The following is a 15473-nucleotide window of genomic DNA, read 5'->3' on the forward strand; positions in this document are numbered from 1 at the left end:
ACCAACTGTCCCAGCAGTCAAAGGAGTTCACCAGACGCCGGTGGCTCCGCACCGACCAGCCGGGAACGGATGAGGAAACGTACGCCTTCCGGGGCCTCCAGCGAGAAGCCGCTGCCCCGTCCCGGCACGACGTCCACGATCAGCCGGGTGTGGCTCCACACCGCGTACTGACTCCGGGACATCCAGAACGCGACGGGCTCGGCCACCCCCTCGACCGCCAGCGACGCGAGGCGCACGTCGGAGTCGCCGGTGCGGAACTCGCCGTCCGGGTAGCACATGGGGGCGCTGCCGTCGCAGCAGCCGCCGGACTGGTGGAACATCAGCGGCCCGTGCTGCTCGCGCAGCCGGCGCAGGAGCCGGGCGGCCGCCGGGGTGAGCTCCACGACGGGCTCAACACCCCCGCTGTCCTTGGTCTCATGACGGTCCATGGGATCACTCTTCCTCCAACCACGTTGCAACAGGGTTGCACGGCGGGGGCGCAGGATCCCCGATGGACCAATCGTGGGCTTGTCGTGCCGTGTCGCCCCGGTCGCGGGCGCGCGGCGGTGAAGCTGGGGCGATGCGCTGGCTCCTCTCGTCGATCGCCGCCCTGTCCCTGGCCGTGCCCGCCCCGCACGCACCCGCAGCTTCTGCCGCCGGCCCGCAACCGCCGTGCCGCGCGGGCACCGCGCCCTACCAGCGCGAGCTGGAGCGGGAGCTGCGGCTGCCGGTCGACGGACGCCAGTCGCCCGCCGACTGCGCGGCCATCCGCCGGCTCCAGGAGCGGCTCGGCATCCGTCCGGCGGACGGGCGGGCGACCCTGCGGACGTACCGTCTGGTCGTCGCGGACCGGATCCGGCGTGACCCCGCGGCCCGGCGGGCGTGCCCCGTCAGGCCGTACCGGATCACCTGTGTGGACCTCACCCGGCAGATCCTGTGGTCCCAGAGCGGCCGCAGGCTGGTGTTCGACCCGGTGCCGATCCGCACCGGCCGGGACGGCCTGGAGACCCGCCGGGGCTGGCAGCGCATCTACTGGAAGCACCGCGACCACTACTCGACGCTCTACGACGTCGAGATGCCGTACGCCCAGTTCTTCAACGGCGGTCAGGCCCTGCACGGCACCCGCAAGGACCTGTTCTCGTCCGGCTCGGGCGGCTGCGTCAACCTCGCCATGAACGACGCGAGGCGCCTGTACGACCTGCTGTTGAAGGGCGACCGCCTCTACCTCTGGGGCACGAAACCGGGTACCGGCGGCTGACACCACCCGTACCCGGTGCGCGGAAATCACGCGGCCCACAGCCGCGTGCGTCACTTCTTCTTGCCGCCGCCGCGCTGGTTGGTGAGCGTCACCGTGACGCCCTTGGCGGCGTTGCCGGCGGTCACCTTGTGCGGCCCGCTGACCCTGTTCCTCGGCAGGACGTAACCGTCGGGGACGGCCGTCTCCCTGAGGTAGTACGAGCCGAGGTCGAGGCCCCGGTACGCGCACCGGCCCCGGCCGTCCGTGGCGCAGCCCGCGTCGACGAGGGTGTCGCGGGACGCCCCGGACGTCTGGAGCCCCGTGCGCCCGTTGGTCTCGCGCCACAGCTGGAAGACGGCGCCCGCCAGCGGCTTGCCCGTCTTCTTGTCCTTCTTGACGACGGTGACGCTGCCTTCCTCAACGGTCGGCTTCTTCTTGTTGGTGGCGGTGACCGTCACGCCCTCATCGGCGTTGGCCGCGGTCAGTTCGAGGGGGCCGAAGACGTTCGGATCGGGCAGGACGTGGCCTGCCGGGGCCTTGGTCTCGCGCCAGTAGTACGTGCCGAGCGGCACGCTCGACGCGCACGTGCCCGGCTCCTCGGTGACGCACCGGCTGCCCACCTCGGTGTCCGGGTCGGCGCCGCCGGTCTGCAGGCCGTCGTCGCCGTTGGTCTCCCGCCACAGTTCGAACTCGGCGCCCGCGAGCGGCTCTCCGCTGGCCTCGTCCTTCTTGACGATCTTGACCTGGCCCGAGGTGGAGACCGTGGCGCAGTCGGGCAGGTCGCCGTCGAAGGGGTAGTTGTGGAACTCCTGGCCGCCGCCGCCCGAGGCGGAGCTGGTGTGGGTGAGCGAGCCGGTGGTGAAGAAGCGGCCGTTGATGCCGGGCACGCTGACCGTGGTGTTCGAGCTCTGGTGGCCGACCAGGATGCTGCCCTGGAACTGGCCGGTGCCCTTCAGCTCCACCGACGTCGCGTCGGGGAAGTTCCACAGCAGCCGGGTGCGCAGCTTGTTGAGCCCGCTGCTGTCGTCGATGGTGCCGCTGTAGGTGTTGATGGTGCGGTGGGTGCCGAGGATGTTGACCAGGACCGTGGCGCCGTCCGGGATCCCCTCGAAACGGATGCCCTCCTGGCCGCCGTTGCCGCCCATCAGATCGAAGTCGACGTTGAAGACCTGGAGGTCCGGGCTGTTGTCGCCGTGGAACAGGGTCTCGCCGCCCGCGTGCCGGACCGTTCCCGTGGGGGTACGGGTGCCGCCGTCGGGGTGGGCGTAGCACCGGCTGGCGGCCGTCAGCTCGTCCCGCAGCGGGACATAGGGGTCGGCGGCGTCGGGGTCCTTGCGGAGGGTGGCGGCGATCCTGCCGGAGGTGTCGCCCGCGTGCCGCACCACGCCGCCCTCGGCGAGGAGCCGCTGCCCGCCCGCGACGGTGACGTCGCCACCGGTGGTGAGCCAGTCCGCGCCGACGGGCGGCGCCACCCGGGAGCCGACGCCGGCCTCGCCGACGTTGTAGACGCTGCTGGCCCCGGCCGTCTTGTTCTGGTCGAAGTCGCCCAGGACCACCACGCGGCCCTCGGCCTCCGAGGCCCGCCCGCGCACGAGGAAGTCCTCGCCGACATAGATGTTGACGGCGTTGTCGCGGTACTTGATCCGGTCGTTGTTGACCGGCGGATAGCCGCCGTCGGGGCAGGTGCCCGGCACACACGGGCCGAGCCCGCCCGGCAGGGGCTTGGCGGCGGCCACGGAGGACCCGGCCGGGGCGTGCCCCGGGTGCGGGGAGGAGTGCGCGGCGGCGGGCACGGCCGACAGGCCGCCGCCCGCGACGACGCCGAGGAGACACAGATACCTCATGCCGGACGGGATGAGGGAAGGGAGGGTTGCGCGCACATCAGCTCCTCACGTGATCACAGAGACGTCGAGGAGGCTCGCACGATCGGCGGGCGCGACCGCTGAAGCCGTCCGCGCCTCGAACGAAGAGCACTGCAAAGGACGAGTACTGCGCCATCCGGGACGGGCCCCGCAGACATCGGGACGGGCCCCGCAGACATCCGGGACGGGCCCGTCCGCTTCCCGGCCCCGTACCACGCGCCCTCATGCAGATGACGTACGGCGACTACAGCGCCCGCATCAACGTGGTCCGGGCGCGCAAGGAGCTCGGGCACGTCGTACAACCCTCGTGCCGCATCCCGTGTCGAACAGGGCGCCGGACAAGGAACGGGCCCTTTCCGGACACCCCCCGCGCCTGCCCGGCCACCTTCATTCTCAGGAGCCGCTCGTGCGCAAGAACCGTTCGGCCGCCCTCGCCGCGGCATCGTTCCTTCTGCTGACCGGGGCCGGTATCGCCGCCGCCCCCTCCGCCCTCGCCGGCACGCCTGGGGGAACCCACGCCGACGACCGCAACAGCGACTTCAACGGCGACGGGTACGAGGACGTGCTGGTCGGCGCCCCCGGTGCGACGGTGAGCGGTGCCAAGGGCGCGGGACTGGTCACGGTCCAGTACGGCTCGACCAGAGGCATCGGCACCACGAACGTCGCCCGGTTCAGCCAGTCGACGGCCGGCGTCTCCGGCGCGGCGGAGGCGGGCGACGCCTTCGGCAGGGCCGTCGCCACCGGCGACCTGGACGGCGACGGATTCGACGACGCGGTCATCGGCATCCCCGGCGAGGATCTCGACGCCACGGCCGACGCCGGCGGCGTCGCCGTCCTGTGGGGCTCGAAGACGGGCCTCTCCGGCGCCGCGAGCGACTGGCTGCAGGCCGGGGAGCCCGCCGCGGGCGCGCAGTTCGGCTCGGCCCTCGCCGCCGCGCACCTCTCCGGCGTCACGCCGGGCGACGAGCTCGCCGTCCTGGACCGCGACCACATGCAGTTGTTCGCCTACGAGCCCGCGCCGCAGCCCGGCGAGCGGGCGCCGCTGCGCCGCCAGGCCGGCGAGCGGCTCGCCGCCTCCGCCGCGGCGGAGGGTTTCCAGCCCAAGTCGCTGACCACCGGTGACTACGACGACGACGGCTACGCCGACCTCGTCGTCTCCGGTCTGACCGGGGGCGACGACCCGGGGCGCGGTCTGTCCGTGCAGTTCGCGGGCGGCGCGGACGGCCTCACGTACAAGAACGACCTGAAGGGCGGCCCGGCGACCGCCTCCGGTGACATCAACAACGACGGCTACGACGACCTGGTGACCGGCGAGCCGGCCTCCCCGGACGACGGCGGCGCGACGACGACCGGCGGCCAGGTCGGCGTGCGCTACGGCACCGAGGACGGTCTGCTGGAGGAGGCCAAGTGGTGGACGCAGGACTCCGCCGGCGTGCCCGGCACCGCCGAGCGCGGTGACGGCTGGGGCGCCGACCTCTCCGTGGCGGACACGAACGGCGACGGCTTCGCGGACGTCGCGATCGGCGCTCCCGGCGAGGACATCGGGACGGTCGCGGACGCGGGCGCGGTGTGGGTCCTGAACGGCTCGGAGAACGGCATGACGGCCACCGGCGCCAAGTCGTGGGACCAGGACGACGCCGACATCCCGGGTGCGCCCGAGAAGGGCGACAAGTGGGGCGGTCAGGTGCGGCTCTCGGACCCGAACCGCGACGGCCGCTTTGGGCTCCTCGCGGCCGCGCCCGGTGAGAACGCCGGGGACGGCGTGGTGTGGGTCCTCTCCGCCGGGTCGGGCGGCGTGACCGGCTCCGGTTCGTGGACGTACGGCGCGGGTTCGCTGGGGGCGCCGGCCACCGGGTCGGCGTTCGGCGCGGCGATCGACGAGTGACGCCGATGCCCTGAGGGGCAGACCTCCGGGCAAGGTGGCGAGCGGCCGGCTCCGTGCATCATCGCGGAACGTGCTCGCCACCGCGTCCGGAGGCCGCCCACGCACGTGCCCCCTGCCGCATGCGGTCCGTACGCATGCGGCAGGGGGCACGTGCGTTCCGTAACCATGTCTACCGTCCGGCGCCCCGCGCCGGGCGGCTCTTCGTGGTGTCCTTCACCGCTCAACGATTTCCTTTGGTCTGGACCAACTACCCTTCGGTAGACCGCAGTTGAGCTGCGGAATCTTCGCCAAATCCCCTTATGGCGGGCGCGTGAACACGGGGTAAATATCGCCCTTTTGACCCTCAAGGCGCCCAATTCAATTGTTGACACGGAGAGTTGGTCTAGTCCATTTTGGTGGTACGCAAGTTCGACAGGGGGCGGGTGAGTACGCGCTGCCCCGGCGGGCCCTCCGTGGCCCGACCCGGCGTGGAGTCCTGCCGCCGGACGACAGAACCGAACCTTGGAGCACCACATGCCAGCGAGCGACCGCTACCTCCATCGCGCCCCCTCCGACGTCCCCTACTTCAGCGCCGACGGCGACACGTACCTGGCGCAGACCCAGCTGCGCGACCTGCACAAGACCCGGCCCCTGCGCGTCCTCTCGGAGGAGGACTTCGCCCACTGGCAGACGTACGGCTACGTCGTCGTGAAGGAGGCGATACCCGCCGACGCCGCGAAGGACCTGCTCGACTTCGCCTGGGAGTTCCAGGGTCTCGACCGGGGCCGCCCGGAGACCTGGTACGAGGAGCGCGAGTTCCGCTCCGACCTCGACCGCGAGCTGCACGTCTACGGCTTCGTCGAGGCTTACCACCACCAGCTGATCTGGGACAGCCGGCAGACCCAGCGGGTCTACGACGCGTTCGTGGACGTATGGGACTGCGAAGAGCTCTGGGTGACGCTCGACCGGCTCAACCTCAACCCGCCCAACGTCAAGAACCGCTCCCGTTCCCTGATCGCGCCCACGGAACGCGGCTTCGACATCAACCTGCACTGGGACGTCGACACCACGCTCGGCGTGCTGCCCCAGCGCGTCCAGGGGATCATCGCCCTGGACGACACCCGTGAGGACCACGGCGGCTTCCAGTGCTGCCCCGAGCTCTTCCGCCGCTTCGACCGGTGGAAGGCCCTCCAGCCCGACGGCCGCGACCCCATCCGCCCCGCCATCGACCGGGACGACATGCCCGTCGTACGGCCGGAGCTGGGCGCCGGCGACCTGCTGATCTGGAACGGCCTGCTCGCGCACGGCGTCGCCCCCAACACCTCCGAGAACGGCGTCCGCGCGGTCCAGTACCTCTCGATGATGCCCGCGCTGGAGGGCCACGAGGAGCTGCGCCGCTCCCGCGTCGACTCCTGGCGCGACCTGAGCACGCCCGACTGGAACGCCACGCTGCTCGGCGACGCGCACAAGCACGAGTCGCTCCGCTACGGCACCGCCGCCCTGAACGACCTCGGCGCCAAGCTGCTCGGCCTCAAGTCCTGGAACGAGGAAGCCGCATGCGCCGCATCTGCCTGACGCTGCCCACCAACCGGGCCTGCCCGGACACCATCGCGGCGATCGGCGAGGAAGCGGCCTACGCCGCCGGGCACTTCGACGTCGAGGCCCACCTGCTGATCCTCGACTCCTCCGACCCCGCCACGTTCGCCGCGCACGCCCGTGCCGTACAGGCGCTGCCCGACGTGCCGCGCGTCGTCGTGCACCACCTGGACGAGGCCGCGCAACGCGCCTTCCTGCGCCGGGTGATCGCCGCCGCCCAGGTCGCCAAGCCGGAGCTGATGCTGGACCTGATGCTCCCCGACGGCCTCTCCTACGGCGCCTGCACCAACCGCGCCTTCCTCGTCGCCGCGGCCCTCGGCTGCGAGTCCGTCCACCGCAGGGACTCCGACAGCCGCTACCAGACCCGCGACGGCGAGCCCGTCTTCCCTGTCCACCACGAACTCGACTCGCTCGGCAGGCCCGCCGCCGACGCCGCCCCCGGCGTCACCGAGAACACCCTCGCACCGCGCCACGCGCACCGGCGGGTGGCGATGGTCGGGAGCTCCTTCGTGGGCGAACTCTCCGTCGACATCGGCGAGATCCGCCGGCTCGACCCGGACGTGTACCACGACGTGGTCAGCCTCTGGGCACCCGACGACTGGTCCGAGAGCCAGAAGCGCGACCTCGTCGAGGACTCGTTCCGGGGCGCGGGCACGGAGCCCTTCGTGAGCGACCACACGACGCTCGGCCTCATCGACCCGATGCGCGTCGACATGTGCAACATCAGCTTCCACGGCGTGCAGGAGAGCGTGCCGCTGCCGCCCGCGACCGACACCATCGGCAGCGACTACTTCCTCATCCACCTGGTCCACGACGCCGCGCTCCCCGGCGTCCTGCACAACCGCAACATCGTCAACTACTACACCGCGGAACGCAGGACCGACGCCGGTTTCCTCGCGTACCAGACGCGCTTCGTGAAGTTCTTCCTGTCGATGCTCTACTTCAACCACATCTACGACCGGATGACCGCGGCCGGCGAAGCCCTGCTTGACGAACATGGGCAGGTCCGCCCCGACGTCATCGCCGGGTTCGCCCGTGAGAGCGCCCTGCTCGACCAGGCAGGAAACCACCGTCGACTGGACCGGATCGACGCCGCGTACCGCTCGCTCGGCGGCCGGTACGCCGACTGCGCCGACCACCTCGCCACCCGGCGCGAGCGCCTGCTCGACGAGGCGCGCCGCGACATCGAGGACTTCGCCCTGCTCACCGAGGCGTGGCAGCCCCTGGTGCGCGCGAGCAAGGACGCGGGACCCACCCTGACGGCGGGACACCCGGCGTGAGCGTGACGACGACCCACGAGAGGGAACAGCCGCACCACACCCCGGCGCCCTGGCAGGACGGCGCCCGCCTCCTGGACGCACTGGCCGCCGCGCCCGAGGACCGGATCATCTTCGACCTCCCCGGCATCGAGGAGGGCTACGAGGCGCTGCTCCGCGAACTCCCGGGCGTGGCCGTCCGGTTCGCCATGAAGGCCTGCCCCGTCGACGAGGTGCTCACCCTGCTGGCGCGGCGCGGCTGCGGCGTCGACGCGGCCGGACCCGCCGAGGTGGAGCAGGCGCTGCGGGCCGGCGTGCCGATCGAGCGGATGCACTACGGCAACACCGTCAAGTCCGACCGGAACATCGCCGACGCGTTCCGGCTCGGCATCAGGGACTTCGCGACCGACAGCCTGGAGGACGTGCGGGCCGTCGCCGTGCACGCGCCGGGCAGCCGGGTGTTCTGCCGGCTCGCGACCACCGGCGAGGGCGCGCTGTGGGGGCTCAGCAACAAGTACGGCTGCTCGCCCGAGGACGCCGTCGCGATCCTCGAGACCGCCCGCGACCTGGGTCTGACACCTGCCGGTCTCTCCGTGCACGTCGGCTCCCAGCAGATGACGGCCGACGCCTGGCAGGGCGCCTTCGACCGCATCGCCGACGTGCTGACCGCGCTCGCGGCGCGCGGGATCCGACTGGACCACGTCAACCTCGGCGGCGGCCTGCCCGCCCGCGGCTACCACGACAAGCACGGCAGGCCCCTCGACCCGCCGATGGACAAGATCTTCACCGTGATCCGCGAGGGCATGGCCCGCCTCGGTGCCATCCCCGGACACCGGCTCGGCTTCGTCGTGGAACCGGGACGTCACCTCGTCGCCGACCACGGCGCGATCCGCGCCCACGTCTCCCGGCTCTCCGCACGCGGCCGCCCCGACGGAGAGCGCCGGCACTGGCTCTACCTCAGCTGCGGCAAGTTCAACGGCCTCTACGAAATGGACCAGTTGCAGTACCGCCTGGTCTTCCCCACCCATCCCGGCGCCCCATCCGTGTCCGCCGTCGTCGCCGGGCCCACCTGCGACAGCGACGACGCCTACTCCCACGAGGACGGCCTCGTCCAGGTGCCCGCCGACCTCGCCTCCGGCGACCCGGTCTGGGTGCTCTCCTGCGGGGCCTACGCGACCAGCTACATGACGCAGGGCTTCAACGGCTTCGGCCCCCTGCCGTACGTCTGCGTCGACGACCGGGGCGAGGGCGCATGACCGAGGAGATACGGGTGCGCCCCATCGCCGCAGGGGACTGGGACGCCATCACGGCCCTGGAGTCCCGGGCCTACAGCCCGCTCGGCCTGTCGGAGGGGCGGCCCGCGCTGGAGTCCCGCGTACGGGCGTCTCCGAGTACGTGCTTCGCGCTGGACGTGGGGCGGCAGTTGGCCGGTTACCTGCTGGCCCTGCCGTATCCGGAGAGCGAGTACCCGGAGCTGCGCGGCACCGAACGGGGGCCGGTCCGCCCCACCGGCAACCTGCACCTGCACGACATCGTCGTCGCGGAACACCTGCGCCACCGGGGCCTCGCGCGACACCTGCTGCGCCGCCTCACCGCGACGGCGCGCTCGCTCGGGTACGACTGGATCTCCCTGATCGCGGTCGGCGGCAGCGAGACGTTCTGGGCGGGCCGCGGCTTCGTGGCCCGGCGCGGGGGCCCGCCGCCGGCCGGGTACGGCCCGACGGCGGTCTACATGGCGCGTGCGATCCCCGCGGGCGCGGGCGCGGACGCAGACACGGACCTCAGGGCGCGGAGCGGGACAGAACCATCGACGGACACCGAGAAGTGGACTGATACGAGTGCTCAGGTTGCGTGATCCCTTTCACCGGAGCCAGTTGGCGATCGCGGCGCTGTTCTGCTCGCTCGGCTTCCAGTACGCCACCTGGGCGTCGCGGATCCCGGCCATCAAGGCGGACCTCGACCTGAGCGACGCGGAGGTCGGCGTGCTCCTGATGGCCGCGGGCATCGGCGCGGCCGTGTCGTTCCCCGTGGTCGCGGTGCTGATGCGGCGCCTCGGCTCGCAGCGCCTCGCGCTCCTGTCGGCGCTCTGCCTGGCCCTGCTCCTGCTGGCCCTGGCCGGGGCGCCCAACTACCCCGTCGCGCTGCTCGTCATGTGCGTCGACGGCGTGCTCGTCGGCGCTTTGAACGTCGCCATGAACGCCCAGGGCGCCGAGCTGGAGAGCCGGTACGAGCGCAACGCCATGGCCCGCCTGCACGCCACGTTCAGCGGCGGTTCGCTGCTCGCCGCGCTGCTCGCCTCCGGCATGAACGCGGTGACGTCGACGGTCGCCGTGCACTTCGGCGCGGCTGCGGCGTTCCTGCTCCTGCTGGTCGCCTACGCGCGCACGGGGCTACTCGCCGAGAAGGCGGACGCCGCGAACGAGACCGCCGAGGCGGGGGAGGAGCGGCAGACGGTCACGCCGGCGAAGAGCAAGTGGACCGTGCCGTCCAGCATGACGCTGTGGATGTGCGTCGCCATGGCCTTCGGCACGGTGACCGAGGGCGCCATGAACGACTGGTCCGCCCTCTATCTCAAGGACGTGGCCGACGCCTCCGCCGAGCTGGCGCCCCTCGGCATCGCCGTGGTCTCGGGCATGATGGTCGTCGCCCGCCTCTTCGCCGACGGCTGGCGCAGCCGCTGGGGCGACGGCCGGATCGTCCTGTCCGGGAGCGTGCTGGCGGGGGCGGGCCTGGCGCTCGCCCTGCTCAGCGGAGGTCTGGTGCCGGCGTTGCTCGGCTTCGCCTGTGTCGGCCTCGGCATCGCGGCCGTCACCCCGTGCGTCTATGTGGCCGCGGCGGGACAGGGCTCGGACTCGCTGACCCTCGTCGCCGCCATGGGCACCACGGGTCTGCTGGCCGGCCCGCCGCTCATCGGCTTCATCGCCCACGCGAGCAGCCTGGTGTGGGGACTTGCCGCCGTCGCGGCGTCGGCGCTCGTCGTCTCCGCGTGCAGTACGCGGATCCGGTGGCCCGCGACGACGAGCGGCTGAGCCTTCGCGCGGGCTCCCTCGCGCGGTCCCGGCCGCCGGTCCGCGCCGTCTCATCCGCCCCACCTGCACTGCCGCATCTCGTACTTACCCGAGGGTAGGCGCGCCCGGCCCCCTTGTTATACATTCCGTCTAACAAGGGGGTCGCGGTCTGCCGTGCGACGCGGCGCCGTGCCCGCTGCCCGGACTTCGAGAGCCAAGGGAGCCGCAGCATGGCAAGCAGCACTGTTCGGCCGAGCACACAGGGCAGTTCACCGGAGGGCGACATCGCCCGGCGGCTGTTGGACTCGGCCGCCGTGCTGGCGTACGACCCGGCCACCGAGGTCGACTGGGAGACGCCGCTGGACCGCGAGTACCACGGCGCGAGCCCCGAGTGGTGCACGCTCTACGGCACCGCCTACTGGCAGGAGCTGACCGAGGCGCAGCGCAAGGAGCTGACCCGCCAGGAGGCGGCGTCGGTGGCCAGCACGGGCATCTGGTTCGAGATGATCCTGCAGCAGATGGTGTTGCGCGACGTCTACGCCAAGGATCCGACCAGCGCCGAGGTGCAGTGGGCGCTCACGGAGATCGCCGAGGAGTGCCGCCACTCCATCATGTTCGCCCGGGGCGCCGAGAAGCTCGGGGCGCCCGCCTACCGGCCGCGCCGGTGGGCCGTCGAAATGGGCAGGGCGTTCAAGTCGGTCGCCTTCGGCGAGGCCGCGTACGCCGCGATCCTGGTGGCCGAAGAGGTCCTCGACGTGATGCAGCGCGACTGGATGCGGGACGAGCGGGTCGTGCCATTCGTGCGCACCATCAACAACATCCATGTCGTCGAGGAGTCCCGGCACATGAAGTTCGCCCGCGACCAGACGCGCAAGCGGCTCGCGGGCGCCGGACGGGCGCGGCGCCAGATCAACGCCCTCGTCATCGCCATCGCGTCGTACGTCATCGTCACCAGCATGGTGAACCGCAAGGTGTACGCGAACGCCGGACTGGACGAGGAGCGCGCGCTGGCCGAGGCGAAGGCCAACGAGCACCACAAGTCCATGATGCGGTCCAGCTGTTCGGGGCTCATGGAGTTCCTCGCCTCGTGCGGGCTGCTCACCAAGCCGGCCCTGGTGTTCTACAAGCGCGCCCACCTCATCTGAGCCGATCCGAGCGAGCTGAGCCGACGATCATGACCTACGTCATCACGCAGACCTGTTGCAGCGACGCCACGTGCGTCGCCGTGTGCCCGGTCAACTGCATCCACCCCACGCCGCAGGAGCGGGCGTTCGGCAGCACGGAGATGCTGCACATCGACCCGAAGACGTGCATCGCCTGCGGCGCCTGCGCGGACGCCTGCCCCGTCGACGCGATCTTCCCGGTCGACAGCCTGCTGCCCGGACAGAAGGAGTACGCCGCCCTCAACGCGGCGTACTACGAAGGCGATACGGGTACGGCGGACGACGCCCGCGAGACCGAGACCGAGTCCGAGTCCGAGTCCGAGTCCGAGCCCGGAACCGAGTCGGTGTCCGAACCCGCCCGGCAGGGGCCGAACTTCCACGTCTGGGGCGAGCCGTCCTTCCCCCGGGTCCTGCCCGCGGACTTCGCACCGCTCAGGGTCGCCGTCGTCGGCACCGGGCCCGCCGGGATGTACGCCGTGCAGGATCTGCTGCTGCACACCAGCGCCGAGGTGACGCTGATCGACCGGCTGCCGGTGGCGGGCGGCCTGGTGCGTTATGGCGTTGCGCCTGACCACCCGGCGACCAAGAAGGTCGGCGACACGTTCGCGCGCTTCCACGGACATCCGAGGGTACGGATGCACCTCGGCCTGGACGTGGGCACCGACGTCACCCCGGAGGAGATCGCCGCCCACCACGACGCGGTGATCTACGCCGTCGGCGCATCGGCCGCCCGGCGCCTGGGGATACCGGGGGAGGAGCTGCCCGGCAGCACCTCCGCGAGCGCGTTCGTCAACTGGTACAACGCCCACCCGGATGCGGCGGCGGACGGCGTCGACCTGTCGGCCGAGCGAGCCGTCGTCGTCGGCAACGGCAACGTCGCCCTCGACGTGGCCAGGATCCTGCTCGCCGACCCGGACACCCTCGCCCGCACCGACATCGCCGACCACGCGCTGCGGGCCCTGCGCGACAGCGCGGTGCGCGAGGTGGTCCTGCTCGCCCGGCGCGGCCCCGAGGACGCCGCGTACACCCGCTCCGAGCTGCTGGCCCTGAAGCATCTGCCGGGCGTGGAGCTGACGGTCGACGACCACGACCCGCGCGTCGCGAAAGCCGTCGACGCCGCCGACGCCCACGACAAGGCGGCCATCCTGCGCGGCGTCCCGCGCTCCCGGCCGGAGTGGGAACAGCCGCCGGTGCCGGGCCGGAGGATCGTGTTGCGCTTCTTCTGCGAACCCGCCGAACTCCTGGGCGCGGAACGGGTCGAGGCGGTCCGGGTGACCGCGGGCACCGGGGAGCGGACGGTGGCGGCGGGCCTCGTGCTGCGCGCGATCGGCTACCGCGGGGTGCCCGTCGCCGGGCTGCCCTTCGACGAGAGCAACGGCACCGTGCCCCACGAGGGCGGCCGCGTCGCCGGACAGCCGGGCACCTACGTCGTGGGCTGGATCAAGCGCGGCCCCACCGGCGGCATCGGCGCCAACCGCACCTGCGCCGCGGAGACGGTCTCCACCCTGCTCGCCGACGCGGTCGCGGGCACGCTTCCGGCGCCCCGGCACGCCCCGAAGGCCTTCCACCGGCTGGCCCGGCGCCGCAACCGCCAGGTGGTCGACGCGCGCGGCCTGGCCGCCATCGAACGGGCCGAGGTCACCCGGGGAGAGGGCGCGGGACGCCCGCGGGTCAAACTGGCCACGGTGGACGAGCTGGTCGCCACGGCGAGGGCGCGCCGCGGCGGCCTCCTGCGCTGACGTGCGCTGACGGCCACCCCGCGGCCTCGCGGGATCCGCTCGGACGGGCATGCCCCCGCCGCCTCCCGCGACCGCAGGAGCATGCTGCTCGGCGGATGACCGTACGGCCAGCGTACGCCGGGCAGGGGGGCCACCGCGGACGAACGGCCGTGCAGGTCCGGCCGCGCCGGGCTCACCCCGTGCGGCGCGGCCGACCCGCCTCAACTACGGCCTCGGTGCGCGGGAGTTCACCAAGACAGTAGGAGCATGGAAGGCGATGCGGGCAGGGCCCCTTTTCATCTCTACCCCGAGCACACCGCGCACACCAATTGAAGTACGGAGCACCCCACGCGCCCCATGCCTCGCCCCGGGCGCCCCGGGCAACAGGCGGACCCGGTGGGACGGGGGAACCCATTGGGGGACAGCAGAAGGCCCGGCCTCCCTGGGGAGACCGGGCCTTCCGTCGCGAGCGCTGGGCAGGCCTTGCACCTGCATCTCCCCACAGGAAGTGGGGCGCCTTTCCTTGGACCACCAACGCCGGGCCCGGCACCGTCGTTCCGGCGGCGCGAGCACAAGATCGACTTTAGCCCATGACCCACTCGGGGGCCAACTCGGCGGAGTGCGCCCGTCCGGGGCGCCGGCCGCCCTACGATCGCCTGCATGCTGCTGCGCCGGAAGATGCGTACGTTCATGGCCCTCGTCGCGGTGCTCGCCGCCGCGCTGCTCTGGGCCCCCGGGGGTGGCGCGTGGGCGGCGCCGGCCGGCGACGACCGGCCCGCGACCGGCCGTCAACTCCTCTTCTTCAACCATGCGTACGGCGTCCTCGACCGCGAGACCGCCGACGCCATCGAGCACTCCGCCTACCTGCGGGACTTCGCCAACTTCCAGGTCCGCACCACCACCGGCTCCGACGGCCAGACCTGGACCGGCCGCTACCTGATGGGCCGCGAGACCTACGTCGAGCTGTTCGGCGTCGGTGATCTGCCGGGCAAGGACGGCGAGTTCGGCGCCGGCGGCATGGGCGTCTCGGTCGAGCGCGCGGGCGATCTGGCGACGGTGCGCGAGCGGCTCGTCGGCCTCGGGGTCACCCCGGCCGACTTCCGGCAGACCCGTGACTTCGGCGACGGCGTCCCGGTGCCGTGGTTCGACGGCTTCTTCGCCATCGCCGCCGACGCGTACGACTCCTTCGGCGCCTGGACGATGGAGTACCGGCCGGAGTACTTCGCCGACCCGCGCTCCAAGACGGAGCCGGCCGCCCACCCCGGCGACGTCGGACGCGAGCGGTACCTCAACGACGACTACCGCGACCATCAGATGCGCGACGTGACGTCGATCCGGCTCGCCACCACGGCTCGCGACGTCGCAAGCACCGTGCCGCTGCTGCGGGCGGGCGGGTTCGAGGTCCGCACCCTGCCGGGCGGCAGCGCCGTCGCCCTGCGCGGCGGCACCACGATCCGCCTCGACGCGACGCCCCGCGCGGGCGCCGGCCTGCGCGAGATCACCTTCGCGCTCAACAAGAGCGTCAAGCAGCGGCACGTGGAGCAGATCGGCCGGTCGACGCTCACGGTCGGTCCCGGCGCCCGCGCCGTGTGGACGTTCGCCGGGCCGCAGTAGGCGGCAAGGAGAGAAAGCAGGTCTCACCCGCCGTCGGGTACGCGGTGGTGGGCCCGGGGCCCCCCCCCGGGCCCCCCCCCCCCCCGGGCGGGGGTAGGGCAAGAAACCCCGGGGGAAAACCGGCCGGGGGGGGGCAACGCGGCCCCCGCCGGGGGGCTGTAACCGGGGGTGGTGGG

Annotated in this window: 12 protein-coding genes; 10 read left to right on the plus strand and 2 right to left on the minus strand. The window is 72.4% G+C overall.

Features of this window, described 5'->3' with window-relative positions; all coding sequences use genetic code 11:
• Positions 1-17 precede the first annotated feature (17 nt).
• Positions 18-428 carry a DUF779 domain-containing protein gene (locus tag ACFYO9_RS32840; protein ID WP_358775632.1) on the minus strand — a complete coding sequence of 137 codons (411 nt, stop codon included), beginning with the start codon at positions 426-428 and terminating at the stop codon, positions 18-20.
• Positions 429-559: 131 nt separating this feature from the next.
• Between ACFYO9_RS32840 and ACFYO9_RS32845 the strand changes: the two genes are divergently transcribed.
• On the plus strand, positions 560-1237 hold the full coding sequence (locus ACFYO9_RS32845) for a L,D-transpeptidase (protein WP_358775634.1): 678 nt from the start codon (positions 560-562) through the stop codon (positions 1235-1237).
• Positions 1238-1287: 50 nt separating this feature from the next.
• On the opposite strand, the gene ACFYO9_RS32850 is transcribed toward ACFYO9_RS32845, so the two are convergent.
• Positions 1288-3096 carry a choice-of-anchor A family protein gene (locus ACFYO9_RS32850; RefSeq protein ID WP_358775636.1) on the minus strand — a complete coding sequence of 603 codons (1809 nt, stop codon included), beginning with the start codon at positions 3094-3096 and terminating at the stop codon, positions 1288-1290.
• Positions 3097-3484: 388 nt separating this feature from the next.
• On the opposite strand from ACFYO9_RS32850, the gene ACFYO9_RS32855 reads away from it, so the two are divergent.
• From ACFYO9_RS32855 to ACFYO9_RS32895, 9 genes are all read left to right on the plus strand, one after another.
• Positions 3485-4963, plus strand: a complete 1479-nt coding sequence (locus tag ACFYO9_RS32855) for an esterase (protein WP_358775638.1) — start codon at positions 3485-3487, stop codon at positions 4961-4963.
• A gap of 513 nt (positions 4964-5476) precedes the next feature.
• Positions 5477-6517 (plus strand): phytanoyl-CoA dioxygenase family protein, encoded by a 1041-nt coding sequence (locus tag ACFYO9_RS32860; protein WP_355819742.1) that lies wholly within the window; start codon positions 5477-5479, stop codon positions 6515-6517.
• Complete coding sequence (locus ACFYO9_RS32865) at positions 6499-7818, plus strand: DUF6271 family protein (protein WP_358775641.1); 1320 nt, start codon at positions 6499-6501, stop codon at positions 7816-7818. Before ACFYO9_RS32860 ends, ACFYO9_RS32865 begins: the two co-directional genes overlap by 19 nt.
• 2 nt (positions 7819-7820) lie before the next feature.
• Positions 7821-9050 (plus strand): type III PLP-dependent enzyme, encoded by a 1230-nt coding sequence (locus ACFYO9_RS32870; RefSeq protein ID WP_388666792.1) that lies wholly within the window; start codon positions 7821-7823, stop codon positions 9048-9050.
• The gene (locus ACFYO9_RS32875; RefSeq protein WP_358775642.1) at positions 9047-9649 is read left to right on the plus strand and encodes a GNAT family N-acetyltransferase; all 603 of its coding nucleotides are present in this window, start codon (positions 9047-9049) and stop codon (positions 9647-9649) included. The genes ACFYO9_RS32870 and ACFYO9_RS32875 overlap by 4 nt, the downstream gene beginning before the upstream one ends.
• Complete coding sequence (locus ACFYO9_RS32880) at positions 9633-10823, plus strand: MFS transporter (protein ID WP_358775644.1); 1191 nt, start codon at positions 9633-9635, stop codon at positions 10821-10823. Before ACFYO9_RS32875 ends, ACFYO9_RS32880 begins: the two co-directional genes overlap by 17 nt.
• A gap of 209 nt (positions 10824-11032) precedes the next feature.
• Positions 11033-11947 (plus strand): diiron oxygenase, encoded by a 915-nt coding sequence (locus ACFYO9_RS32885; RefSeq protein ID WP_358775645.1) that lies wholly within the window; start codon positions 11033-11035, stop codon positions 11945-11947.
• Between the two features lie 29 nt (positions 11948-11976).
• Entirely contained in the window at positions 11977-13704 is a 1728-nt protein-coding gene (locus ACFYO9_RS32890) for an FAD-dependent oxidoreductase (RefSeq protein WP_358775647.1), read from the plus strand.
• Between the two features lie 639 nt (positions 13705-14343).
• Positions 14344-15297, plus strand: a complete 954-nt coding sequence (locus ACFYO9_RS32895) for a DUF5829 family protein (RefSeq protein WP_358775649.1) — start codon at positions 14344-14346, stop codon at positions 15295-15297.
• The last annotated feature ends 176 nt before the right edge of the window (positions 15298-15473 follow it).

The organism is Streptomyces sp. NPDC005863 (assembly GCF_042871345.1).
In the GTDB taxonomy this organism is placed as follows: Bacteria; Actinomycetota; Actinomycetes; order Streptomycetales; family Streptomycetaceae; genus Streptomyces.